This window comes from Streptomyces sp. NPDC060049 (assembly GCF_042736715.1).
Taxonomy (GTDB): domain Bacteria; phylum Actinomycetota; class Actinomycetes; order Streptomycetales; family Streptomycetaceae; genus Streptomyces.
In genome coordinates this window covers 42,142-66,600 of record NZ_JBHWVV010000021.1, presented here as the reverse complement: position 1 = coordinate 66,600, position 24,459 = coordinate 42,142, and the positions used below count along the sequence as shown (strand labels likewise).

At 71.2% G+C, this 24,459-nt stretch carries 15 protein-coding genes and 1 pseudogene; 13 read left to right on the top strand and 3 right to left on the bottom strand.

From position 1 onward, the window contains the following. Positions 1-15: 15 nt before the first annotated feature. The 8 genes from ACFWBY_RS31005 to ACFWBY_RS30970 all read left to right on the top strand — a co-directional run bounded on the left by ACFWBY_RS31005 (position 16) and on the right by ACFWBY_RS30970 (position 10,810). Entirely contained in the window at positions 16-3,690 is a 3,675-nt protein-coding gene (locus ACFWBY_RS31005; RefSeq protein ID WP_385336064.1) for a CHAT domain-containing protein, read from the top strand. Between the two features lie 683 nt (positions 3,691-4,373). Then, positions 4,374-5,498 carry an ATP-binding protein gene (locus ACFWBY_RS31000; RefSeq protein WP_385336045.1) on the top strand — a complete coding sequence of 375 codons (1,125 nt, stop codon included), beginning with the start codon at positions 4,374-4,376 and terminating at the stop codon, positions 5,496-5,498. Beyond that, positions 5,495-6,337 carry a roadblock/LC7 domain-containing protein gene (locus tag ACFWBY_RS30995; protein ID WP_385336047.1) on the top strand — a complete coding sequence of 281 codons (843 nt, stop codon included), beginning with the start codon at positions 5,495-5,497 and terminating at the stop codon, positions 6,335-6,337. The genes ACFWBY_RS31000 and ACFWBY_RS30995 overlap by 4 nt, the downstream gene beginning before the upstream one ends. Then, positions 6,330-6,722 (top strand): DUF742 domain-containing protein, encoded by a 393-nt coding sequence (locus ACFWBY_RS30990; protein WP_385336049.1) that lies wholly within the window; start codon positions 6,330-6,332, stop codon positions 6,720-6,722. The genes ACFWBY_RS30995 and ACFWBY_RS30990 overlap by 8 nt, the downstream gene beginning before the upstream one ends. Before the next feature lie 3 nt (positions 6,723-6,725). Further along, complete coding sequence (locus ACFWBY_RS30985) at positions 6,726-7,286, top strand: ATP/GTP-binding protein (RefSeq protein ID WP_385336051.1); 561 nt, start codon at positions 6,726-6,728, stop codon at positions 7,284-7,286. Between the two features lie 10 nt (positions 7,287-7,296). Next, positions 7,297-8,676 carry a cytochrome P450 gene (locus ACFWBY_RS30980; RefSeq protein ID WP_385336053.1) on the top strand — a complete coding sequence of 460 codons (1,380 nt, stop codon included), beginning with the start codon at positions 7,297-7,299 and terminating at the stop codon, positions 8,674-8,676. Positions 8,677-8,780: 104 nt separating this feature from the next. Then, entirely contained in the window at positions 8,781-10,028 is a 1,248-nt protein-coding gene (locus ACFWBY_RS30975) for a cytochrome P450 (RefSeq protein ID WP_385336055.1), read from the top strand. After that, on the top strand, positions 10,025-10,810 hold the full coding sequence (locus ACFWBY_RS30970) for an enoyl-CoA hydratase/isomerase family protein (RefSeq protein WP_385336057.1): 786 nt from the start codon (positions 10,025-10,027) through the stop codon (positions 10,808-10,810). Before ACFWBY_RS30975 ends, ACFWBY_RS30970 begins: the two co-directional genes overlap by 4 nt. A gap of 145 nt (positions 10,811-10,955) precedes the next feature. Here the strand turns inward: ACFWBY_RS30970 and ACFWBY_RS30965 are convergent, their stop codons facing one another. Then, positions 10,956-11,990 (bottom strand): LacI family DNA-binding transcriptional regulator, encoded by a 1,035-nt coding sequence (locus ACFWBY_RS30965; protein WP_385336059.1) that lies wholly within the window; start codon positions 11,988-11,990, stop codon positions 10,956-10,958. 532 nt (positions 11,991-12,522) lie between these two features. Between ACFWBY_RS30965 and ACFWBY_RS30960 the strand changes: the two genes are divergently transcribed. Together ACFWBY_RS30960 and ACFWBY_RS30955 are read left to right on the top strand one after the other, a co-directional pair. Beyond that, positions 12,523-14,313 (top strand): glycoside hydrolase family 35 protein, encoded by a 1,791-nt coding sequence (locus ACFWBY_RS30960; RefSeq protein WP_385336066.1) that lies wholly within the window; start codon positions 12,523-12,525, stop codon positions 14,311-14,313. 245 nt (positions 14,314-14,558) lie between these two features. Further along, positions 14,559-16,970 carry an RICIN domain-containing protein gene (locus ACFWBY_RS30955; protein ID WP_385336068.1) on the top strand — a complete coding sequence of 804 codons (2,412 nt, stop codon included), beginning with the start codon at positions 14,559-14,561 and terminating at the stop codon, positions 16,968-16,970. A 132-nt stretch (positions 16,971-17,102) separates the two neighbouring features. Here the strand turns inward: ACFWBY_RS30955 and ACFWBY_RS30950 are convergent, their stop codons facing one another. Then, complete coding sequence (locus ACFWBY_RS30950; protein WP_385344796.1) at positions 17,103-17,540, bottom strand: hypothetical protein; 438 nt, start codon at positions 17,538-17,540, stop codon at positions 17,103-17,105. Positions 17,541-17,791: 251 nt separating this feature from the next. Between ACFWBY_RS30950 and ACFWBY_RS30945 the strand changes: the two genes are divergently transcribed. Then, on the top strand, positions 17,792-18,283 hold the full coding sequence (locus tag ACFWBY_RS30945) for a DUF1269 domain-containing protein (RefSeq protein ID WP_385344799.1): 492 nt from the start codon (positions 17,792-17,794) through the stop codon (positions 18,281-18,283). A gap of 204 nt (positions 18,284-18,487) precedes the next feature. Continuing rightward, positions 18,488-19,111: a hypothetical protein gene (locus tag ACFWBY_RS30940; RefSeq protein ID WP_385344802.1), complete on the top strand. Its 624-nt coding sequence runs from the start codon at positions 18,488-18,490 to the stop codon at positions 19,109-19,111. Here ACFWBY_RS30940 and ACFWBY_RS30935 read toward each other — a convergent pair whose 3' ends face one another. Continuing rightward, positions 19,112-23,800 (bottom strand): HEAT repeat domain-containing protein, encoded by a 4,689-nt coding sequence (locus ACFWBY_RS30935; RefSeq protein WP_385344804.1) that lies wholly within the window; start codon positions 23,798-23,800, stop codon positions 19,112-19,114. 173 nt (positions 23,801-23,973) lie between these two features. On the opposite strand from ACFWBY_RS30935, the pseudogene ACFWBY_RS30930 reads away from it, so the two are divergent. Further along, a pseudogene (locus ACFWBY_RS30930) lies at positions 23,974-24,448 on the top strand (C4-dicarboxylate ABC transporter); the annotation flags it as partial. Positions 24,449-24,459: the final 11 nt, after the last annotated feature.

Sequence of the window (24,459 nt, the reverse complement as noted above, 5' to 3'; positions counted from 1 at the left end):
GGCTGGGTGGGGTCGATGGACTGGGAAGCCATCGGGCAAGGAGCATGGCCGGACAACGGCGCATTCACATCGTTGTCTCCCGAGCGGCAACTCGATGAAATACGGGTGGCTGTCAGGTGGGTTGGAACACACCAGCGCTCCGACCCCGCGGGCTGCCATCGCATCGCCGTCACGGCGGTGCATCTCCTGGACAGCCAAGGCCATGGTGAAGCGCGGCTACGGGGCGCCCTGGGGTTGGCTCTCGGGCTTACGGCCACGCTTCTCGGTGACGAGGCCGAGGCGCTGCTGCACTTCGGTGAGATCCTGAGGCGCCCTGAGGATCTCGAGACGCGTAGCGAGCGTGAAGATGCACTGATCTTCTACGCCACTCTCATCTCCGGCACAGACCCCGAGCGGGCCTTCGAGATGCTCAGCTCGGCGATCGATTCGGACCTGCGACAGGGCAATCTCGCCCGCGCCGCCAACATCTCGATCACTCTGGGGAGCCTGCACCGCAGGCGCAAGCAGGGGGAGGAGGCGCGGCAAACGTACGAGAAGGCCCTCCGGGATCTGCGTGAGCGTGATCCACGAGAGCCGGACATCGCACGGATCACGGCCGCGCTGCACGGGAATCTGGGAAACCTGCTGACGGATGATCTCGGCCGGCACCAGGAGGCGGCGGAACACTTCGCCGAGGCCGTACCGCTCTTCGAGGCGGCGGGTGAACACGGTTTCGCCGATGATCGTTACTTCCATCTCCTCTGCGCACGGATCGCTGCAGGAGAACACCTGACCGCCCTCGGACTGCTACGTGCCGGTCAGCACCGCATCGACCGGCACCCCGAAGCGTTTCGCCGGTTCCTCATGGAAGGGCCGTGCTTCGCGCTTCTCGAATCCGAACTACCTGAGTGGCTCACGCTCTTCGAGCACATCCGGGTGACCGGCCCGCAGGAGGTCGTGGCCGAGGTCGAAGCGCTGCTTCTCGCCACGCAGATCGTGATCCGGATACGGAAGGGCGACGCCACCGGAGCCATGACTCTCGCGCACGACCTGCGTCTTCGGGCGCTCCCCGAGTGTGAACTGTTCGCGCAGCAGTTGCCTTTGATGGGGGCTCTGGCCCGAGAGTACGACTGCTACGGCATGTTGTGGTCCTACCCCTTGCCGCCAGATCTCCTGAACAACGGGCAGCGCATCGACCTCAAGACCAGGCACACGCGAGAGGTCGCGGCAGCCCGGCTCTTCGCACTGGCCCGGCAACCGGGCGCCGACGGATCGTTTCCCGATGAGGAAGCGCTGCGCGAGATGTTCGGACCTCCCGTGACACCGGGAATCGGATCGGCGCCGGACGAGCCTCCGGCCTGGCTGGGTCCCGCAAACCGCCAGGTACGAGAGCGCTACAGGCGCCTGCGGCAGGCGTGCCCTTCACCGGACGAGCTCATCGGCGAGTTCACGGATTCCCATGTCCCCAGCCATACGCCCCAGGGGCAACCTCTTCCCCACAGGGAACCGCTTCTCCGGAGGGCGGTTCGCGCGGCAGACCTGCTCGGCACTCCGGAGCTCATGGTCAGGAGCAGAGTGAACCTGGCCGGCTGCATCGCCAGGGACATAGGCGGTGTGCCCTCGGACAGCCTGCGGGAGTCACTGGCGGTCCTGCGGGAGGCGCGCACCATCGCCGAAGGGCTGCCGCGCATGGAGGTGCGTGTGAGCCTTGCGGCAGCCACCGTCCTCAAGGAGAGCCACGGCGGCGATGAAGCGGCCCGCATCGAAGCCGCCATCGAGGAAGGGCGCCAGGCCATGAGCCTTGCGCAACGGCACGGCTTCCGGGACGTCCTGCCCGAGGCCGCGATCACCCTGGGAAACGCCCTCTCCGACTACGCCGATGTCGGGCTGCCCCGGTTGCGGGAAGCCAGAACCGTTTTCGAGAGGGGGTTGACAGCGCTGCGCACTGAGCCGCACGCCGACTCCGACTTCTTGGAAGCCACCCTGCTCAACTCGCTGGGCCTCGTCTTCCAGAAGGCGGGAGACCTGGAGAACCCACAGTGCAACCGGCTTGCAGCAGCCGACTGCTACCGGAAGGCCCTCGTACTCAGGGAGTGCCTTGGCAACCGCGATCGTGAACTGCGGACCCTGGGGAACCTCTTGGGCTGTCTCATCGAGACACACGGCGAAGAAGGCGCGGCGAATACGGCGGAGGCAGTGCGGCTCGCCCGGCGGATCCAGCAGCTCGCGCCGCTCGCGGCCGATCCGGCCGTGCAGGCGAGCAGCTTGTCCAACGCGGCGGTTGCGCTCAGGACCGTCGATCTCGAGGCGGCCAAGGCAACCGCGCTCGAGGCGGTGCACTACCTCAGGAGCAAAGGCCCGTCCCGGCTGCTCATCCTGGCTCTCTACAACGCCGGTCGGGCCCATCTCGATTGCGGGGATGCGGCTGGGGCACGGAATCTGCTCGAGGAAGCGGTTTGCGCGATCGAGGAATTCCGCCGACTCGGCGCAGCCTCCCGCTACCGGGCAGAACTGACCCGGAGCTTCGCCACCGTCTACGGGCTGTTGGGCACCGTGCTGGAGCGGCTCGATGCTCCGGAGGAGGACAGGTGGTGGGCGGTGGAACGCCACACCAGCAGAACGCTGACCGAGAGCCGGGGTGTGACACCTCTGCGTGACGATGTTCTCAGCGGGCTCGAGAGAAGCCTTCCGGCCGAAGTCGTCCTTCTCCAGGTATACGTCAGCGGGGAACAGGAGCTGGGGTGTTTCGTCCTGCGCAACCGGGACGGCCGGCTCACTGTCCAGGACGGTCGCCACAGGCTGCCGCTGCGTTCCCTCGCAGTCGGCACAGGCGGAGGAGTCGATGAACACGGCATCCTGATTCCGGCGCCCACCCCCGCTCTGGAAGAGCAGTTCCACTACCAGATGTCCTGGATCGGCTCGCGCTTCCTCACCCCGCTCCTGAACGACATCGATCTGGCGGGCATCAGCCGTGTCGCGATCGCCTCACGGGATCTGCGTCACTTGCCCTGGCATGCCATGCCGGGTCCTCCCGGCGGTGAGCCTTTGGGTAGGGCGTTCGAGTTGGTCGGAGTCCCGAACGCGGCTTTCCTCGCTCAGGTCGCGGGCACGCCGGATCCCCCGTTGCGCAAGTCGGCCTTCGTTGCGTGCGACCCGAGCGGCACGCTCCGACAGCACATCCAGGAGTGCCGGCACGCCTTCTCGGTGCTGTCGGTGCCGGACAAGATCGTGCTGACCGATACGTCGCGGCCCGTCAGCAAACGCGCACTCCTGCGCATTGTGAGGGAGGTCGACCTTTTCCATTTCGCCGGGCACAGCAGGATGGTCCCGGGTCGACCCGACCTATCGGGACTGCTCCTCTCGGACGGGCTGCTGTCTGTTCCGGAGCTGGAGGAGGCGTGCGGCGAACACGCGCCCAGCCTGGTGTTCCTCTCGTCATGTGAGTCCGGGTCGCAGGACAGCACCCTCGAAGACGCCCCGAACCTGTCGACGGTCTTCCTCCAGGCCGGGGCACGAGTCGTCATCGGCGCGGCGTGGAAGGTGCCCGATTCCATCGCGGCCCTCACTGCGAGGAGGTTCTACGAGAACCTGGCGACGGCCGACCCGGTCGGAGCCCTGCGGCTCGCGCGGACGCAGGTGATGGACACCGTCACGGGTGCGCACTGGGCGGCCTTCGTCGCCCAGGGCTGGTCGGCCGTACGGGGCTCTTGATCACGGATCTACGGCGAGCTGCGGCAGCAGGGGCCCGGAGAACGACTCGGCGGCGACGCGCCCTTGGCACCACAGCGCACTACCCGATCAGGGCCGGGACGACGGTCCGGTCCCGCCGAACCGACCGTCCGGACGCTCGAACGCACCGGCTCGACCGCGTCCCGCTCGAAACCCTCCCGATAACGGGGCAAAACCCAACACGCGCCCGGCACCGGTGAACCGGGCGCCGCCACCCGCCGACGAGGCTCGTCCCGACTCCGCTTGACGGAGGCTCAGGTGAATGTGAGGGATTCCCGCTCCTCTTGTGAAGAACTGCTTAACAGATCGGTGACGGGAGGGGCGGCCGACGGCGGACGCGGGGTCGAATGACCATGTCAACCCGTGCTCGTGGCAGCCGGGTTGGGCGTGTGGGGCGCCACAGCAGGCGTCCGATGAGGTGAAGATCCGGTGATAGCATCCCGGCATCTGTGATCTTGATCCGTTTTGACGCAGATGCCGATGTGTGATCGGCGTCGTGTTCTCCGCGTAACAGCAGGTGAACCGCGCCGATCAGCTGTGTTGCGGGGCCTCGCGAGGTGTATCTGCAGCCGTCCGCATGCCATGCGCCGGGAAAGGTTTCCATGAATCGAGACGCACTTGTGTGGTGCTTGGTTGCGGTGGCGGCGATAGCCGTTGTCGCGGTCATGGCACTCGTCGCCCGCAACAGAGCGCTGGGGGCGAAGAAGGAGCACACCGAGGCCGAACTGAGACACCAGCTGCTCACGACAGACAGCTACCTGCACTCGTCGCGCGCGGAGCTGCAGAGGTTCCGCAACGAGCAGGAAGCCACGCTCCGCGAGGCCAAGGAAGCGGCGGAGGAGAACACCAAAGCCGTCCTCAAGGGTGCCGCCAGCCTCCTGCAGAGCCTCGCGGCCGAGCAGACGACGCTTCTGGACGGCATCCAGCGCAAGTACGGCGGACACGCCGTCCTCAGCGATCTGTTGGACGTCAACCACGCCAACGCCCAGATGGCGCGCAAGGCTCAGGGCATCGCCGTCATGTGCGGTGCGCCGCTCGGCCGTCGCAACAGGCCCGCCAGCGTCTACGACGTGGTGCGCAGTGCCCAGGGCCAGATCCGCAACTTCCACCGGGTCGCCATCATGCAGCAGACCAGCCTCGCCCTGAAGGCGTCCGCGGTCGCGCCCGTCGCACTCGCCGTGGCGGAGCTGCTCGACAACGCTGCCAGCTTCTCGCAGCACGACGCGCCGATCGAGGTGACGTTCCAGCGCGTCCAGAACAGCCTGTGCATCGTCATCGACGACGCCGGTGTCAGCATGAACGACGAAGAGCGGCAGCGGGCGACCGCGCTGCTCTCCGGGGAAGTCGCCCCCCGCCTGTCGCAGCTCGGGACTCAGCCGAAGTTCGGCTTCCCGGTCATCGGCCTGATCGCGCGTCAGCACGGTTTCAAGGTCGACGTCACCGGAGTCTCCCGATACGGCGGCGTCAGGGCCGTCGTCCTCTTGCCCGAGGAGCTGTGGACCATGGAGGAGATACCGCCCGCCCAGGAGGCTCCGGTCAGCGACATCCGGCGTGCCACCGAGAGCCGGCCCCCGAGCGCGACGTCGCGCACGATGCACGGTCTGCCCAAGCGCGGCGAACGCCAGGCGCCCATCGCGAGCGTCCCCGATCCCGACACCACCACGCCGGCGCCACGGACCCCGCGGGAGACAGGCCGCGCTTCCGGGCGCAGCCTGGGGGCCTTCCAGCGCGGCACGCTCTCCGGCCGCAACCTTGACGCCACCTCGTTCGAAGGGCCCGAAGAGGCATGACCGCAGACCTGTCGTGGATGCTCGAGGACATCGTGCACAACGTGCCCCGCGCACGGCATGCCGTCCTGCTGTCCGCGGACGGCCTTCCTCGCGGCGCGACCCAGGGCCTGGCCGAGAAGGATGTGCGCACCATCTCCGCGGCCATGGCCGGGATGCAGTCGCTCAGCCGGGCGACGGCCCACTTCGCCGGACCGGAGGAGGACCGGCAGTGGAACCAGACCATCATCGAGTTCTCGCACGGCTGGAGCTTCCTGATCGGGGCGGGGCAGGGCTCCTACCTCGCCGCCGCGGCAGCGCCCGATGTGGACATGCAGCAGATCTCCTTCCGCATGCACCGCCTCGTCGCCCGGCTGGGCAACAACCTCACCTCGCCTCCGCGAGTGAGCGCCGAGGACGCCGGAGGTCCGCGGGAGAGCGCCTCCCGGCAGCAGAACTACGGTGACACGGGGTTCGTCCTCGGCGAGCTCGACCGGGTGATGTCCGAGGTCAAGGGTGCCCGCCACGCCGTGCTGCTGGGATCGGACGGCCTTCCCCGCGGGGCGACCAACGGGATGAGCCGCGACCTCGCGGATACGATCTCCGCGGCCATGACGGGCATCCACGCCTACAGCCGGGTCACCTCCCAGTTCGCGGGGGTCACCGAGGACCCGCAATGGCGTCAGACGGTCATCGAGTTCCAGCACGGATGGATCTTCCTCATGGCGGCCGGACCCGATGCCTTCCTGGCCGCCGCCGCCGAACACGACTGCGACATAGAACAGTTCACCACGCGTCTGCACGAGGTGGTTCCCGGACTGACCGCGGCGGCGACACCGGGGAAGGGGACAGGCCATGTCTGATGGGTTCGAACAGGAGGAAGAGCTGGAACTGACGTCTCCGTTAGTCCCCCTCTTCGTGATCACGAACGGACGGGCGCTGCCCCCGGCCCACGAGTACGAGCACACGACGCTCGTGACGGCGGCGGCGGAGAGCGACCAGGTCGCGGCGCGCACGCTGTCCCCGGAAGCGGGGCAGGTCATGGACCTGGTCGCGAACGGCTTCCTGTCCGTGGCCGAGGTGGCAGGGCACACGCACCTGCCCCTGGGCATCGTCCGCATCCTGCTGGCGCAGTTGGAGGAGGAGCGTCTCATCCTCGCGAGGACACCGATACCGCGCGCCGAACGTGTCGACAGAGAACTGGTCAGCGCCGTGCTCGAGGGCCTGAAGAATCGATTCGGAGCGTAACGCGTGTACCTGGATCCAGACGTCTCCCACGCGGTGAAGATCCTCATAGTGGGGCACTTCGGGGTCGGCAAGACCACCTGCATCGGCAGTCTCTCCGAGATCGAGCCCCTACGGACCGAGGAAGAGATCACCGAAGCCAGCGTGGGCTTCGATGACCTGTCGGGCACGCCCCACAAGAAGACCACCACCGTCGCCATGGACTTCGGCCGGCTCACCCTGAGCGACACCCTGGTGCTCTACCTCTTCGGAACGCCCGGCCAGGAGCGCTTCAAGGAGATGTGGGAGGAGCTCTCCCGGGGCGCTCTGGGCGCGCTGGTCCTCGTCGACCCGGAGCGGCTGCACGAGTCCTTCCCCGTCCTGGACCTCGTCGAACGTTTCGGCTTGACGTACGCCATTGCCGTGAACCACTTCGAGGGCACCACGCACTACCCGCTCGACGAGGTGCGCGAGGCCCTGAACCTCACCGCCGAGACCCCTGTCGTGGAGTGCGACGTACGGGACGAGAACTCCTCGGCGCGGTCCCTCATCACCCTCGTGAAACACCTCATGTCCCAACTCGGCTAGGAGCGCAGGAATGCAACAGCCACGTGAACCGCAGGAGATACCCCCCGGCTGCCCCGCGCACGGGAACGTCCAGATGTACGGCCCCTCGTTCGGAGCGGACCCCGACAGCCACTACGCACAGCTGCGTGCCTTCGGTCTCAGTGCGCCCGTGGACATCGCCCCCGATGTCCAGGTCGAGCTCGTCACGAGCTACGACGCCGCCCTGTACGTCCTGCAGAACCCCGCCTCCTTCGTGCGCGACTCCCGCCGCTGGAACGCCCTCAACGAAGGGCGCGTCCCGGCCGACAGCCCGGCACTGCCCATGATGGGCTACCGCCCCAACGCGCTCTTCAGCGACGGTGCGGCGCACGCCCGACTGCGTCGGGCCGTTACCGACAGTCTCGCCACGGTCAACGAGCACCAGCTCATCAGGCAGACGCAGCAGTCCGCCAACTACCTGATCAGTCAGTTCAGTACCGACATCCGCGGCCAGGCGGAGCTGATGGCCGAGTACGCCCAGCCGCTGCCCCTGCTGGTCTTCAGCGAACTGTTCGGCTGCCCGCCCGAGATCGGTGACCGCGTGATCGCCGGGATCAGCGGAATCTTCGAGGGAACGCCAGGGGCCGACGAGGTACTCGGCGGGGCGCTCACCGAGCTGATCGCCCTCAAGCGGCGCCGCCCGACGGACGACCTGACGACGCGCCTGATGGAGCACTCGGCCCAGCTGAGCGACGAGGAGGTGCTGCACCAGCTGGTCACCCTGCTCTCCGGCGGCACCGCGCCGCTGGCCGCGGCCATCGGCACCAGTAGCGCCTTGTACCTCGGAGAGGACTGGCAGGTCGGCCTCCCGGTCGAGGACGCGGTCTCCCAGACCCTCTGGAACTACGCGCCGATCTCCAATTACGCGGCCCACTACCCGACGCACGACGTCGAGCTCGGCGGAAGGGTGGTCCGGACCAACGACCCGGTCCTCATCTCGTTCGCCGCGGCCAACACCGACCCGAAGCTGACCGAACACCGCGAACAGCTGAGTGCCAAGGCGCACTTGGCGTTCGGAGCCGGCCCGCACGCCTGCCCCGCCAAGGACCCGGCTTTCATGATCGCCGTGACCGCGGTCGAGGCACTGCTCAACCAGCTCCTCGACGTCGAGCTGCGCGTCCCGTTCAAGTCGCTGACCTGGGCACCGAGTCCGTGGAGCCGCACGCTGGTCACCCTCCCGATCCGCTTCACCCCGAGGACCGTTCCGCAGGCAGCCCGGTCGGCCGGACCGAACGCGGGGCAGATGCCCCCGCAGCAGACAGCCGCCTCCTCACCCTCCGACGGCGGACCCTCGCGCACGAGCGCCGGTGTCGCGCCGCAGCCCAAGGGCGGCTTGTTCAGCCGCTTCCTGGCGTGGACCAGGGGCGAGTGAGGCAAGTGTGATTTTAGTAACCCCCAGCGTACCCAGTGGTAGTGGATGCTTTAACGATCATGCGGGTATGCATGGCGGCTGGTTCTCAGAAAGGAGCCGCCGTCATGGGGGTTGCCACAACTCCGTCGTACGACCGCCGGGCGTCCGCCTCCCTCTTCTCCCGTCTGCGGACAGCCGGAGGGCAGGCCGACCCCTTCCCGATCTACGCCGAACTCCTCTCGGGCGGCGAGGTGGTACCCGCCCCCTGGGGCGGGTTCGCCGTAACGGGCTTCGCCGCCTGCGACCAGGTTCTGCGCAGCCGCCAATGGCTGGAGCCCGACAGGGAATGGCGGGAGCGCCAAGGGCCCGGGACACGCTGGAACGCGCCCTCCTCGCGCGAGATGAGCAACACGCTGGCCGCGCTCAACCCCCCGGACCACACCAGAGTGCGACGGGCGGCGGGCACCTTCGACCGAGCCACCGTGGAGCGCATCGGCCGCACGGTGAACCGGACCGCGGATCAGCTCCTCGACGCCTTCACCGAGCGAATACGCACCGGCGAGGCCGACTTCTCGGAGCTCGTCTGCGAGGAGCTGCCGGTGGCCACCATAGGCGACTGGCTCGGACTGCCGCAGGCCGACCGGCCCAGACTCCGGGACTTGACCCATGATCAGGTCTTCACCCAGGAGCTGCTGCCGTCGGCCAGCCAATTGGCACTGTCCGACGCGGCCACGGCCGAACTCCGCACCTATTTCACGGACCTGGTGCGCGATCGGCGCTCCCACCCCGGCGACGACCCCGTCACCCGGTGGATCCAGACGTGGGACGCGATCGAGCCCGACCAGGACAAGGCCGACGAAGCGGTCTACTTCCTGGTGCTCTTCGTCCTGCTGGCCGCCCTGGAAACCACCGGGACCCTCCTCTCGACGATGACGCTCCGGCTCGTCGAGAGCCCGGAGCGCTGGGACATGGTCGCCGACAACCCGGGGCTCGTCCCCGGGTTCGTGGAGGAGACGCTCCGCTACGACCCGCCCACCCACGTGATCAGCAGGGTCGCATCGCAGGACTCCGTGCTGGGAGGCATCGAGATCCGCCGCGACGAGATGGTCCACCTCATGATCGGAGCGGCGCACCGGGACCCGGCCAGACACATCGACCCGGACCGGTTCGACCCCGGACGCACGCCCGACCACCTCGCGTTCAGCGGCGGCATCCACTACTGCCTCGGCGCGCCGCTGGCCCGCCTCGAAGCCCAGACCCTTCTCCGCCAACTGATCCGGCGCCTCCCCCGCCTCACCCTCGTACGCCCCCCGTCGATGGCGCCCCGTGTGGCGTTCCGGCGCTTGCTGAACCTGGACGTAGCACTCGCATGACCGAATCGATCCCCGCCCCCGCACACGCCCGGACCGCCCCCAAGGCGATACGCACCGAGCAGGACGGCCCCGTACTGCATGTCCGCCTCAACCCCTGGGGGCAGGACGACACGTTGGACTCCGCGGTCCTCGACGACCTCACCACCCTGCTCGACGACCTCCACGAGAGACCCGACGTCCGGATCCTGACGTTGTCGTCACTGGGTACGGACTTCTGCCTGGGCGCCGACCGCACCGAGTACCAGGAGGCAATGGCCGCCGATCCGTCCGGAGCGGGCCTGCGGCGCATGGCCGACAAGGCGCACCGCCTGTGCCAGGCCCTGGAGAACACCCACGCGGTCACCATCGCCCGGCTGCACGGGCGGGTCGTCGGCGCGGGTCTGGCCCTCGCCTCCTTCTGCGATCTGCGCGCCGGTGCCGACACCAGCCGCTTCCGCATGCCGGAGGTCGGCATCGGGCTACCGCCGGCGTGGGGCGGGGCGATGGGACGCCTGGTCTCCGAGGCCGGCACCTCCAGGATTCGCGAGCTCATGCTCACCTGCGACGTCTTCGACGCCGATACGGCCCACCGCATCGGTCTGCTCCACCGGACGGCTCCGCTCGACCAGCTGGACGGGGTGATCGATTCCTGGACCAGGCCCCTCGTGCGACGCTCGCCCGAAGCACTCGTCCTGACCAAGCGGATGCTGGCCGGCTACGCACGGGCGGACAGGACGGCGGACGTCTCCCTGCTCGACTCCCATCTCCTGGCAGCCACCCTCCACCAGCACGCGAGGAGCTGAGCTCCCGGGCTGATGCGGCGGCCGGCCCGCCACGGGCCGCCGGGGCGCCGCGGGACGGGCGGGTGCCCGGCGCGTGTGGCGGCCACGGTCGGGCCAGCGACGTACCCGGCCGCTCATTGTCGGGTCGGGCGCCTCGCGCCAGGGCTCAACGACCGGGTGCGGTCGTCGTGCTGGAGCGGACGACGAGCCGTGGTTCGACCGAGCGCGGCTCGGGGACGGCGCCGGGGGCGTCGATCTGGCGGAGCAGGTGGGTCACCGCGAGGGCTCCCATGTGCTGGAACGGCTGGGCGATGGTGGTGAGGGAGGGCGAGCAGTACTCGGCGAGCTCGATGTCGTCGAATCCGACGACCGAGATGTCGTCCGGTACGCGCCGGCCCACTTCGTGCAGGGCCCTGATCACCCCGAAGGCCATCTCGTCGCTCGCGACGAAGATGGCGGTGGCGTCCGGGATCCGTGCGAGCACCAGGCCGTTGCGGTAGCCGGAGGCGGGTGACCAGTCCCCTTCCAGCGGTGGCGGAACGGCACGGCCCGCGCTTTCGAGGGCGGATCGCCACCCGTCGCGGCGGTGGGCCGATTCCAGCCACTCCGCGGGGCCGGCGATGTGCCACACCGTGTCGTGTCCGAGGTCCAGCAGGTGCTGGGTGGCGATGCGGGCGGCCTGGACCTGGTCGATGGCGAGGACCTCGGTCGCGTCGGTGCGCGAGCCGTCGATGGTGACGGTGGGCGTGGTGCGGGTCAGCTGCTCGATCCTGCTGCTGGTGTGGATGAGGGGCACCGAGAGGATGATCCCTTCGACGTCCTGGTCGGCGAGCCGGGAGAGCGCGTTCTCGATGGCGGAGGTGTCCAGCGAGGCGGTGGTGGCGGCGCTGACGGCGTAGCCGGCCTCGTGGGCGGCCTTCTCGATGCCGGACGTGACAGCGGCCCTGGAGTAGAAGCTCGTCTGGAGGGTGACGACGCCGATGGTCCGGCTCCTGCCCGACGAGAGCATCCGGGCGGCGTTGTTGCGGCGGTAGCCGAGCTGGTCGACCGCGGCCAGGACCTTGGCGCGCGTCTTCTCCTGCACGTTGGGGTGCCCGGCGAGGGCGCGCGAGACGGTCTGGGCGGACACGCCGGCGACCCGGGCGACGTCCAGCATGCCCGGGGGGCGCGCTCCGCCGTTGGTGTCACCGCTCTTCGCCATGGGGTCCCTTTTCTCCTGTCCGACCTGGTCAATGGTATCGCTCACATGACGACCCACGTGCAGTTTTGCCTGGCCGGACGCCGCCTCCCACCGACTATTGGCATCGATAACATTCTCTGCCATAGTTTCGGCAATCAGCACGCCGGACGGACGACGCCGCCGGTGTACGCGGCCGGATACGCGGCCCCCGTGCAGGACGTCTCCGCTGCCTGCCGCGGCACTCAGGAGGAGCTGTGAAGCGTAGATTCATCCCCCTCGCGGGAGCGGCGGGGGCTCCCGGCCTCGTTTCTGCGGCCCGTGACTGCGCGGGTTCGGGCTCGCGCGCGGGCTCGGCCACCGGATCGGCCCCCGAAAAGGCATCGATAACATTGCGCGGAGGGCCGAGGGGCCACGAGGACTCCCCGGGCCTCGCGCCGCGGCGCCCGCGGCGCGCGGGCACGACCGCCGGAGCCGTCAAGTGACCCCTCCTGCCCTCACCGCCGAGTCCGTCCGCACCGCCGGCACCGCCCACCGCACCCCCGTCGCCGACGCGCTGGTCACGCAGCCCGTTCTGAGCTGGGCCGACGACGGCACCTTCCTGCGTCACAGGCGGCCCCACCGGATCCTGTCCGGCTCCCTGCACTACTTCCGCGTCCACCCCGAGCAGTGGGCCGACCGCCTCCAGCGCGTCGCCGCACTCGGCCTGAACACCGTGGACACCTACGTGCCGTGGAACTTCCACGAGCGCAGACGCGGTGACGTCCGCTTCGACGGCTGGCGTGACCTGCCCCGGTTCCTGCGGCTCGCCGAGGAAGCCGGCCTGGACGTCATCGTCCGCCCCGGCCCGTACATCTGCGCCGAATGGGACAACGGCGGCCTGCCCGCCTGGCTGACCGGACGCCCCGGCATGCGGCCCAGGAGCAGCCACCGCGAGTTCCTCGACGAGGTCGGACGCTGGTTCGACGTGCTGATCCCGCTCGTCGCCGCCCACCAGGCGGCGCAGGACGGCCCGGTCGTGGCCGTGCAGATCGAGAACGAGTACGGCAGCTACGGCGACGACCACACCTACATGCGCTGGCTGCGCGACGCCCTGCTGGCACGCGGCGTCCGCGAGCTGCTGTTCACGGCGGACGGGCCCACACCGCTGATGCTCGACGGCGGCACCCTTCCCGGCGAACTGGCGGCCGCCACGTTCGGCTCACGCCCGGACCAGGCCGCCGGGCTGCTGCGCTCGCGGCGCGCCGGCGAGCCCTTCCTCTGCGCCGAGTTCTGGAACGGCTGGTTCGACCACTGGGGCGAGACGCACCACGTCCGTTCCCCGTCGAGCGCCGCCGACGACGTCGACGACGTCCTGGCCCTAGGCGGGTCGCTGAGCCTGTACATGGCGCACGGCGGCACCAACTTCGGGCTGTGGGCCGGCGCGAACCACGACGGCACGGCCCTCCAGCCGACCATCACCAGCTACGACTCCGACGCCCCCGTGGCCGAGCACGGCGCGCTCACCCCCAAGTTCCACGCGCTGCGCGACAAGCTCGCCCCCCACAGCACCCGCCCCGTCCCCGAGCCGCCGGACGACCCGCTCCTGCTGGAGCCCGCCACCCTCTCCGTACACCGCGGGTCCGCGCTGCTGGACGCGCTGAGGTCGGTGTCGACCCCCGTGCACGCCGCCAACCCGCTCGGTTTCGAGGAACTCGGACAAACCTCCGGCCTCGTGCTCTACACCGCGCACCCGGTCGTACCGCCCGGCACCCACGAGGTGACGGTCACCGGCCTCCACGACCGCGCACAAGTCTTCGTCGACGGCACCCTCGTCACCGTCCTGGACCGGCCGACGGCGTCCTTCGGCGTCACCGGCACGGGCGCGCCGATCCGGCTCGAACTGCTGGTGGAGAACCAGGGGCGCATCAACTACGGCCCGCTGCTCGGACAGGGCAAAGGCATCCTGGGCGGGGTCCGCGTGGAGCGGCGGCTCGTCCACGGATGGTCCATGCACCCCCTGCCGCTCGACGAATGGACCGCCGAGGACCTCACGCGCGCCGGCACGGCCGCCGAGCCCTCCGACGGCCGCGGCATCGCCACCGCGCGCCTGCGGGTCGAGGAGCCCGCCGACACCTTCCTGCACCTGCCCGGCTTCGGCAAGGGCTTCGTCTGGGTCAACGACACCCTGCTCGGCCGCTACTGGGACGTGGGCCCGCAGACGACCCTCTACGTTCCCCGTCCGCTGCTGCGCACGGGGGACAACATCCTGACGGTCCTCGAACTCGACCACTTCGGCCACCGCGTCGACCTCGTGGACGCGCCCGACCTCGGGCCCTGCGAGGAGTACGTCGAGACGTTCGACTGACGCGCCGGACCAGGCCGTCTCTTTCGGATCCTGCCGGGCCCGCCACGATCCGAATAGAGAAGGCCCAGGGCCGTGTCACAGCGGTCCCGAGCACGAACCGCCGTCCCGCAGGACGACGGACCACCAAAGGAGCCGGCCCCCACGGCTCCGCCGATCAAGGAGTACCCGTGATCGCTCCTCGAAGCAGACTGGCCGGCGCACTCGCCGCCGCCGCGCTGGTCCTCTCCGTCGGCAGCACGCTGCTGATGCCCACGGCATCCGCGGCGCCGGCCGCCCCCACTCCCGCCTACACCGTCACGGTCGGCGCCAAGGGCTCCTGGACGCACCCCGACGACACCCCCGCCGGCACGTACGTCGACAAGGACGGCACGTTCTACTTCCAGCAGGCCCACGCGCTCTACGGCGCCGACGACCCCCGCAAGTGGACGTTCTTCACGGGGACCAACCTGGACACCGCCACCCGGTCCGGTGCCATCAGCGACGCGGTCAACCCGGCCAACTCCAACGACCGCAACAACGACACGACCTGGCGCTGCAACAACAGCCCGACCGGGCTCGAATCGACCCCCGCACCGGCGGGATCGGGATACGCGCAGCGGAACTACTGCGACCTCGCCGGCGTCTGGGTCGACCCGGACACCGGCGACTGGTACGGACTCGTGCACAACGAGTTCACCCCGCAGCCGTTCGCCGACGGCTTGCACTACGACGGCATCGACTACGCCGTCTCCAAGGACCAGGGCCGCACGTGGACCATCAAGGACCACGTCATCACCTCGGACTACAGCACCAAGCGCGGCGACAACGCCGCCTTCCCGCAGCAGACCTACCACTACGGCACCGGTGACCAGCGACTCTTCGTCGACACCGGATCCGGCTACTTCTACGCCTTCTACGGTTCCCGGATCGTGAACAAGGGCGGCGGCTGGGCCGCGTTCTACGGGCACGTCGCCCGCGCTCCGATCTCGGCGAAGATGGCGCCCGGCTCCTGGCAGAAGTGGTACGACGGCGCCTGGTCCGAGCCCGGCGTCGGTGGCCGCGAGAGCAACATGGTCCCCGTCGGCTCCGGCAGCACGACCGGGTACACCCCGCCGTCGAAGGAGTACGACCCGGCCAACAGCGGCTCCGTGGACCAGCAGGTCGCCGCCGGCCTGATGCCCCCGACGTCCCCGCTGTTCGTCATGGACATCACCTACAACGCCCACCTCGGCCTGTACCTCGGCCAGCCCCAGGCGGTCGACCAGAGCGGCAACGCCTCCCAGGAGATCTACGCCACCGCCGACCTGACCACCCAGAAGTGGTTCCGTCTCGGCGACACGGGCAGCTACAAGAACGCCTCCTGGTACCGCTGGTTCCTCGACAGCGGCAACAAGACCAGCTCGACGATCGTCGGCAAGAACTTCCGCTCGTACTGCTCCTTCGGCTGCTCGGGCGGAGCGAGCAGCGAGTACGTCAACCTCGCGATCGACACGACCGCGCCCGCCGCGCCGGTCGACACCTCCAAGGCCTACCGCATCGGCAGCGCCGGCGGCCGGGTCCTGGCCCAGGTCTCCGGCAGCCCGGCCACCACCTCGCGCGCCGCCGCCACCGGCTCCGGCCTCGAGTCGTGGACCTTCGCCTCGAACGGCGACGGCTCCTACCGCATCGCCAACTCCGGTACCGGCTCGCTCCTCGGAGTGGGCACCACCTCCACGGCCACCCGCGCATGGGGCACCAAGCCCACCGTCACCGCGGCCGGGACCGGCGGGCCCACCGTCGGCCAGCAGTGGTTCGTCATCCGCGGCACCTCACCCGCCAACGGCACCCCGACCGGCACGTACAAGATCGTCAACCGGTACAGCGGCCTCGTCATCGGTCTCTCCGCGGACTCCGCCCGCCCCTCCGAGACCACGCCCGTCCGCAGCTGGACCAACACCACCGGCAACGCGGTCGGCGGCACCCGCACGGCTGCCGAGCAGACCCTGACACTGGCCCCGATCGCCCCCGCACCCGAGACGGTGACGGTCGCCAACCCGGGCAACCAGACCGGCACCCTGAGCAAGGCGGTCTCCCTCCAGCTCGCGGCGACCGACTCCGCCGGCAAGCCCGTGACCTTCTCGGCGACCGGCCTGCCCGCCGGACTGAGCATCAGCTCCAGCGGCCTGATCACCGGCACCCCCACCGCCGCCGGCACCTCGGCCGTGACGGTCACCGCGGCCTCCGGTACCGCCACCGGCACGGCCACGTTCACGTGGGCGGTCACGGCCTTCCTCGACGGAGTCCACACCCTCACCACCGGGGGCAAGGCACTCGACAACCCCGGCCACAGCACCACCCCCGGCACCCAGCTCATCACCTGGGCTCCCAACGGCGGCGCCAACCAGCGCTGGGCCTTCACCCAGCAGGCCGACGGCACGTACCAGTTGAAGAACAGCGAGTCCGGCCTGTGCGCCGACGTCGAGGGAGGATCCACCAGCCCCGGCGCGAAGATCATCCAGTGGACCTGCGGCAACGGCGCCAACCAGCGCTGGACCGTCACGCGCCAGGCCAACGGCACCCACACGGTCGCCTCCGCGGCGAGCGGACTGCTCCTCACCACCGCGTCCTCCACCGATGGCGCACCGGTCACCCAGCAGCCCGACACCGGCTCCGCGCTCCAGAAGTGGACCGTCGGCTGAGTCCACCGCGGCCGTGACCGGCCCGCCGTGGTCCCGGGCAGTACCCGGGACCACGGCGGGCCTCTCCGGTACCGGCTCCGGACCGGGCGGGGGACGACACCGTCCGCTGCGTCCGCGGCCCGGCGGGAAGGGTCAGGCCCGCGTCGCTTCGCGGTGCATGCCCGCGCACAGCGCCCAGACGACGAAGATGTTGATGGCGACCAGCACCAGGGCCCACCAGGGGTAGTACGGGATCCACAGGAAGTTGGCGATCGCGCCGAGGCTGGCGACGGTGATGCCGAAGAAGCGCGCCCACAGGGCCTCGCTGATCACGGAGCAGCCGGCGAAGACGAGGGCGACGCCCAGGATGAGGTGGACCCAGCCCCAGCCCGCCAGGCTGAACTCGAACACGTAGTGGCGCGTCGCGATGAACAGGTCGCGCTTGGCGATGGCCGCGATCCCCTCGAAGATCGCCATCAGTCCACCGATGATCATCAAGACCGCCGCCAGGAAGGTGGTACCTGACGCGTGCGCGTGCCAAGGACGCGGGTGCGCGTCCCCGGCGAGGGGCCTGCTGTCGTCACTGGCCATTGCGATCTCCATGGGTTGCAGAGCCGGCCTGGCACACCGGGACCGGAGTTTGATCCTCCGTTTCAGCGTGTCACGGCAGTCTTCCATCGGCATTCCGACGTGCGGCGCGCAGGCGCCCGGCCGCGTCACCGGGTGACCGGAGAGCGGCCTCCTCCCCCTCCGCCGTCCAGGGGTGTCCGGGTGGCGGAATGCTCGAAGCCCCGGCCAGGCTTGGCGTGCGTCGACGTCCAGTAGCCAACCGGGAGGCCTTCATGTCGGAGCTGATGGTGATCGGGTACGACGACCCCGAGACGGCCCGGCGGGCCTACACCACGGTGCAGGAGCTCCACCGGGACCGCGTCATCAGCGTGAGCGGGCTGGCGGTGGTGTCGGTGGACGCGCAGGGCGAGACGCACGTGGACGCGCCGAGCCGCCTCATCGGCCCGTCGGTCGCGGCGGGGGCGGTGTGGGGCATCGTCTTCGGCGTGCTGTTCCTCCTGCCGGCCGTCGGGTTCGTGGCCGGCGCGGCGGTCGGCGGGCTGCTGGGGAAGCTCGGCAAATCCGGTGTCGACGACGAGTTCCGCCGACGCGTCCAGGATCTCCTCCAGCCGGGATCGGCGGCCGTGGCGGTCATGGGCCTGATGGTGTCGCAGGACCGGTTCACCGATGCCATGCGGCGCCACGGCGGCACGGTGTTGCAGACCTCGCTCGGCTCCGCGGAGGAGAGGGAACTGGCCGAGCAGTTCGCCGGCTCCCAGCCGTAGGAGCGGGGCGGAGCGGGGCGCTCCGCGCGGTCAGGCCGCGCGGGCGCGGCGGGAATCGGGCCGCGGCCTTCGCCGCGCACGGCCCGGCGGCCGGCGGGCCCGGCGGACTGCCCCGGTCGGTCCACCCCGGTCGCGGCGGGCGGGGGCAGCCCCGAGATTGGGGGGTGATGCCGACGTCGGCCCGTCAACGTGGAGGAAAGCCTTATGACCGTGTCCGGGAAGCACTCACCGGCTGGGCGGGGCATGACGGTGGTCGCCCTGACCATTGCCGCCGTCGTTTCGGGAACTGCCGTACTGGCGTCGTGCAGCACGGGTGAGGGGGACCAGTCGACCAGGACGTTCAGCCCCCGGCCGACGCCACCCGACACGGCTTCCTTCTCCGGCTTGCCGCCGTCGCCGATGAGTTCGGCCGCGGCCTCCGCGCTCGCGTCGGCGTCGGCCGCGGCCTCGTCCGCGTCTGCCGCCGCTTCCGCTTTCGAGGCTTCCGTGTCGGCTGAGACACAGCGGGCGAACGAGGCGGCCGCCGCGGAGTTGCAGCACGTGTCGGGAGGCGGAAACGCGGGAGCCGACGTCTCCCTGCGGGGCAAGCCGAGGGCCGAGACCGGAGGGCTCCTGGCGGTCATCGTCAGCATCACCAACCGTACGGACGAGAAGGCGTCCTACGCCGTGCAGGTGGACTTCACGGATGCCTCCGGCAAGGTCGTGGAGACCAGGATCGTCGGAGCGGAGGACCTCGAACCCGGCGAGCTCGCCCAGCCGCTCGCCATCAGTCGCAAGCCCGCCGACCTGAACCTGACACCGAGGATCGCGAAAGCCCAGCGGTACTGATCACGCCCGCCCGCCCCGCGCGGACCGCGGTCCGGGAGGGCGCTGCTCGGCCTCGGCGGTCGTGATCCGTTCGAGGACCGCCGTGTACAGGGACCGTCTGTCGGGGCGGACGTGGACGGCGGCGTGTCGCAGGGCGGGGACCGCCGGTGTGCCCAGGGCGACGAGCCCCTCGGCCGCGGACTTGCGGACGACGGGATGGGAATGCTCCAGCAGGCCGGTCACGGCGGGTATCGCGGGCGTCCAGTCGGCGTGGCAGAGGGTTCGGATCGCCGTGCGCACGAGGTCCGGCTGGGTGTCGTCCAGCAGGATCGACGTGTGGCCCAGGTAGGTCTGCCGGTCCAGCATGGCCCGCGAGGTCCGCAGGGCGTGGAGGCGGACCTTGGGCCTGGGATGGCGCAGCAACTCGGCGATCAGGTCGTGCAGGGCGGGGTCCCGGTCCGGGTCCGGGCCGCCGTGTCCCTCGGACAGTCGCGTGAGGGCCTGGCGTACGCGCACCGGGTCGCCGGTACGGGCCAGGTCCAGCAGCTCCTGTCGGGACGGGGGTTGAGGCGCTCCTCGCTGCGCCGCCGGGGCCCGGCCGCGCAGCGCCGACAGCGCGGCGGCGTCCTGCCGGGCGCTGTCCGGTCCGCGCAGCGGACCCCCGACGAGGAGCAGCCCGTCCGCGAGGTCCTCGCGTCCTTCGGCACGCAGCCGCTCGCGGGTCCGGGTCAGTTCGGGGGTGCGCAGCAGGGAACGTCCGCGGAGCAGGTCGAGGAACCCCCAGGCGCCAGCGTCGAGGCGGTCGCCGAGGCGCTCCGCCAGCACGTCGGCGGGGACCGCGCGCAGCGCCCGTGGCAGCGGCTCGGAACTGCTGGAGGGCGGGTCGTGCTCCCACCACTCCAGCAGCAGCCCCACCAGCGGTTCCAGTTCCCCCGGAGCCAGCAGGCTCGCCGCGAGCGCCACCCTGTCGTGCAGGACGTCGTCCGCGCGCAGTTCCGCCTCGCTGAAGGCGCCCAGGGTGCGGGCCAGGTCGACGCCGACGGGTACGTCGACGCGGCCCCGCAGGAACGCCCGCAGCACGGGAAGCCTCGCCTCGGGCTCGGGCCAGCGCGAGAGCTCCAGGGCCGCGGTGTGCCGGCGCTCCGGAGCGGATGCCCGCAGCATGGCCAGCAGGCGCTCGCGCAGCGCTGCCGAACGGGGCTGATCGAGGTCGTCGGCGCGTACGGTCCGCGGTCGCGGCTCCGGCTCGCGGGTCGTCTCGGCGATGGTCCAGGCGGGTGCGTCGAGGGGCTGGATGTCCGTCATCCAGTCGATGAGGGCGCCGCCTACCTCGGGGCGGGCAGAGGCGTGGACATCGATCAGTGCCCCCAGGCGGTCCCGCGAGCCCGGTACGCCGTCGTGCCGGCGGCGGAGGCGGCGCAGTTCCTCCAGGGCGCCCGGTGCGCGCACCGCGGCGTCCAGCGCGGCTCGCCACACCTCCGCCTCGGACCCGGCCCCGGCCCCGGACTCGGCCGGCTCGCCCGCGGCAGCGGACCGCGGGGCGGCGAACGCCTCCCGCAGCACCGCGGTCTCGGCCTGCCAGGGGTCGGCCTCCAGCCGGGCCGAGGCGAGGGCGCCGTCGAGGTCGGCGCGGACCAGCACGGCGCCGAGGCCGCGGAGCAGCGGCAGGGTGGACCGGCTTCCTCCGGGCGCGGGGGGCAGCGCGCGCACCGCGTCGGCGACCGCCTGCTTCTCGACCGCATGCAGGAGCGGCGCGACCGCTACGAGTACCGCCATGAGGTCGTGCCGGTCTCCGGCCGAGGCCGGGGCGAGCCCGTCGAGCAGGACGTCGGCGAACCGGGCGAAGGCCGTCAGTTCCCCGGCCGTCCACGGCGCGGGGCAGAGCCGGAGCGCGAGCCGCAGTACGCGGCTCCGGGCGGCGGGGCGGGAGCCGGCCAGGCGGAGCCAGTCCCCCAGCGTGGGCCGCAGGGACCGCAGTTGGTCGGGGTGCGGCGGCTCGTCCCTTTCGGCGATGCGCAGCGCGGTGGACGGATTCCAGCCCTCGGCCGTCAGCGAACCGATGTCGGGGTCCGCTGCGACGTCCCCCGTCGACGGCGGCGCGGCGGGCGGGGTGATCCCGTGTGCGGCCATGGCCGTGGACAGGTCCTCGATCGTCCCGGAGGCGAGGCCGACCCGGCCGGCGGCCAGCAGGGTGAGCAGGGTCGGTACGACCGGTGACGCCTGGTCGGCCAGTGCGAGGACCGAGCGCGCGGGCAGGGTGCCGTCGAGGCCTTCCAGCAGGAGTTCGCGGGCGCGGCGGTCTCCGCCGTGTTCGGCGGCCGCGAGGACGGTCGCCGGGTACGCGTCGCCGAGGATGGTGCGCAGCGCCTCGACGAGCGTGGCGCGCAGGCCCGGATTGTCGTGACGCCCCAGCCGCAAGAGCAGGGCCGGTACCGCCGTGGGCGTGCCCGCGCGGACCAGGACCTCGGCGGCGGTCTTCTTGACGTTCATGTTCGGATGGCCGAGACAGGCGGCGATCGCGGTGGCGGCCCAGCGGGCCCGCGCGTGACCGAGGGCGAGCAGCGCCTGCCGGACGGTCTGGATGTCCCGGGCCGCGGTCAGCACGGTCAAGGTCGCCGACAGCGCCTGCGCGCCGTCCTCCGTGGCGTCTTGGGCGAGCAGGGCGATCACGTGCTTGCGCACGTGCCGGTCGCGGCGGCGCAACAGGCGGTGCGCCCGCGCACGGGTGCGCGCGTAGGGGGCCCGCAGCAGGAGTTCGAGCAGGATCGCCTGCTCGCCGCTCGACAGGCCGGGCCGGTCCAGCAGATCCAGCGCCATGGTCGCGACGAGTGCGTGGCCGGCCTCTCGTGCGGTCTCCGCGTCGAGCAGGCAGGTCGGCCGGATCCGGCCCCGCTCGTGGAGACGACGGCCCAGGCCGTGTACGGCGTCCAGGACCTCCTGGGGTACCACGGGCTCCCCGGCCGGCTGTCCGCCGGCGGGCCGCGGGGCGGCTCCGCCCGGCTCCCAGGATGCCGCCAGCTCGGCCACGACGCGCAGGAGGAGGTCGGCGATGACGGGCAGCGTGCCGGCGCCGCCGTGGGCGGCCAGTCTGCACAGGGCCGCCACGGGCTCGGCGGGGTCCAGGTGGGAACTCAGGAGGGCCAGTTCCTCCTCGTCCGGGCCACCGAGGTCCGCCGCGACGCGGGCCGGCAGATCGGCGGGATCGAGACGGAGGAGGAGGGCGCGCCGCTGGGACGGATCGTGGGTCAGGTGCCACAGCACCTCGAGGGCGCTGTCGCGCACCGCACGCAGATGCGGCGCGATCACGCCCGCGCCCTCCCCCGGTCCGAGGCCGAGCCCCTCCCGCAACGCCGTTGCCGTCCGGTGGCCGCCGATGGCTTCCAGAGCGGCCAGGGCCGCCGCGGGCGCCGATGGCAGGAGGGCGATCACGGTGTCCTCGGCCTCCGCGTGGCGCAACGCGCGGATCGCGTCGAGGAACGGCCCCGGCGCGGGAGCCTCGGGGAGGACCCGTGTGATCGCGTCCCCGACGGGCAGTTCCTCGGCTCCCTGCGCGGCCAGGGCGACCAGCAGCGCGAGCCGTCGCGGCCAGCTCGGATCGTCGGCGGCGGCGTCCACGAGGACGCGGAACACCGCCTGGCGGCAGGTGAAGAGGACCGTCGCGACCTCGTGGGGCGCGATCGAATGATCGGCCAGCGCCAGCCCGATGACGGACGGGACGTGCCGGCCGTCCGGGAAGTGCCCGCGCCGGTGGAGCCCGCGCAGGCATGTCACCATCGGCCCGCCGAACAGCAACGGGTCCCGTGCGGCCGTCGCCGTCAACGCGCCGATGTCACCGCGGTCCGCCAGGTCACCGAGCAGTTCCAGGCCGCGCCGGCGGAGGAGCGGCGGCAGGTCCGGGTCGTCGATGACCTGCCGCAGCAGGGCGCGGTGTCCGTGACGGGCCGCGGCCGTGAGTGCGGCACCGGCCACCTCGGGCCGTGCGATCACCGAACCGGCGGTGAGGAAGGGAGACAGCCGCCCCGACGGCAGGGGATCCAACGCCGCCCACGGCTCGGCGAGTTCGACCAGGGCGGCGGCGACGACGTCCGCACTGCGGGAACCGAGCAGGCCGATCACCTGCGCGCGCACCAGTGCGGGAGCCAGCAGACCGGCGTGCAGCCCCTCCCGGGCCAGGCGCAGCGCCGCGGCGTGCAGGACGGGGTCGGCGCTGTCCACCAGCTCGTTCACGAGTGGCCCGGGCCGGTGCGCACGGGCCGCGGTCGCTTCCCGTACGGCCTGGTACAGCAGTTCGCCCGGGGGCTCCTCGCGGATCACCGTCGGCTCGGTCAGGAGCTCGGCGCGCAGCCAAGCGGTCTTCACCCGCGCCGGCAGCTCGGCCGCGCGCCACTGCGGCCGGCGCGGCCCCCGGCGGTACGGCCCCAGTCGTTCGTAGAGCCGCGCCAGGACGAGCAGCGCCTCGGGAGGTCCCTCCACCGACACGGGCAGCAGCTCCGCGAACTCGGCCGTCTCGCGCTCGTCTCCCGTCCGGCCCGACGTGACGCGCTCGGCCAGGAGGACCAGTCCCCGGTACCGCACGCGGGGATCACCGTGCCGGACGAGACGTCCGAAGACGGCCGGTGAGCAGAGCCGTGCGTCGAGGTGGCCGACCGGCGGGCCGGCGTCGGTCCGGCGCAGCGGTTCGTGGAAGGGCTTGTCCGCCGGCGTCGTCATCATCGGATGCTAACGGGGACGTTCCCCGCCCCACCAGCGGATTCCGGCGGAACGCCGAATGGTCGGGGCGGCCATGCCGGGTCACCGTGGACACATGAGCACACCCGTCCGGACGAGCTCCGCGATCCGCCCCGAGGCCGGCTCCGCGGGCTCGCGCGTGCGCCACCTCGGCCGGCCCGCGGCTGCCGCTCGCCCTGACACCGACGCTCTTCCTGGTGCTCGGTCCGCTGGGGCAGTCCACGACGGCGGTGAACAACTTCGCCGATGCCGCGCCGCAGGGTGCTCCGGCCCCCCTATGCCGAGGGCTTCAGGATGCTCGCGGTGCTCTACGGGGTGCCGACGACGGGGTTCGCGCTGCTGTGGTTCGCCCTGGCGTCCGCGGTGGTCCTGCGGGCCCGCCGCCACGGCATGGGCTTCTCGATGACGTGGTGGGCCCTCACCTTCCCGGTCGGCACCTGCGTCACCGGTGAGGAGGGCCTGGCCCGGCACACCGGCCTGACCGCCTACGCCTGGCTCGCCGGCGCTCTGTACGTGTTCCTCGTCCTGGCCTGGTCGGTTGCCGGGGTCCAGACGCTGCGCGGCCTGTCCGCCGGGACCCTCGCTCCGGCGTCGCCGGATCAGCCCCCCGCGCGGCCGCCCGGACCGTAGCGGTGCTCGGT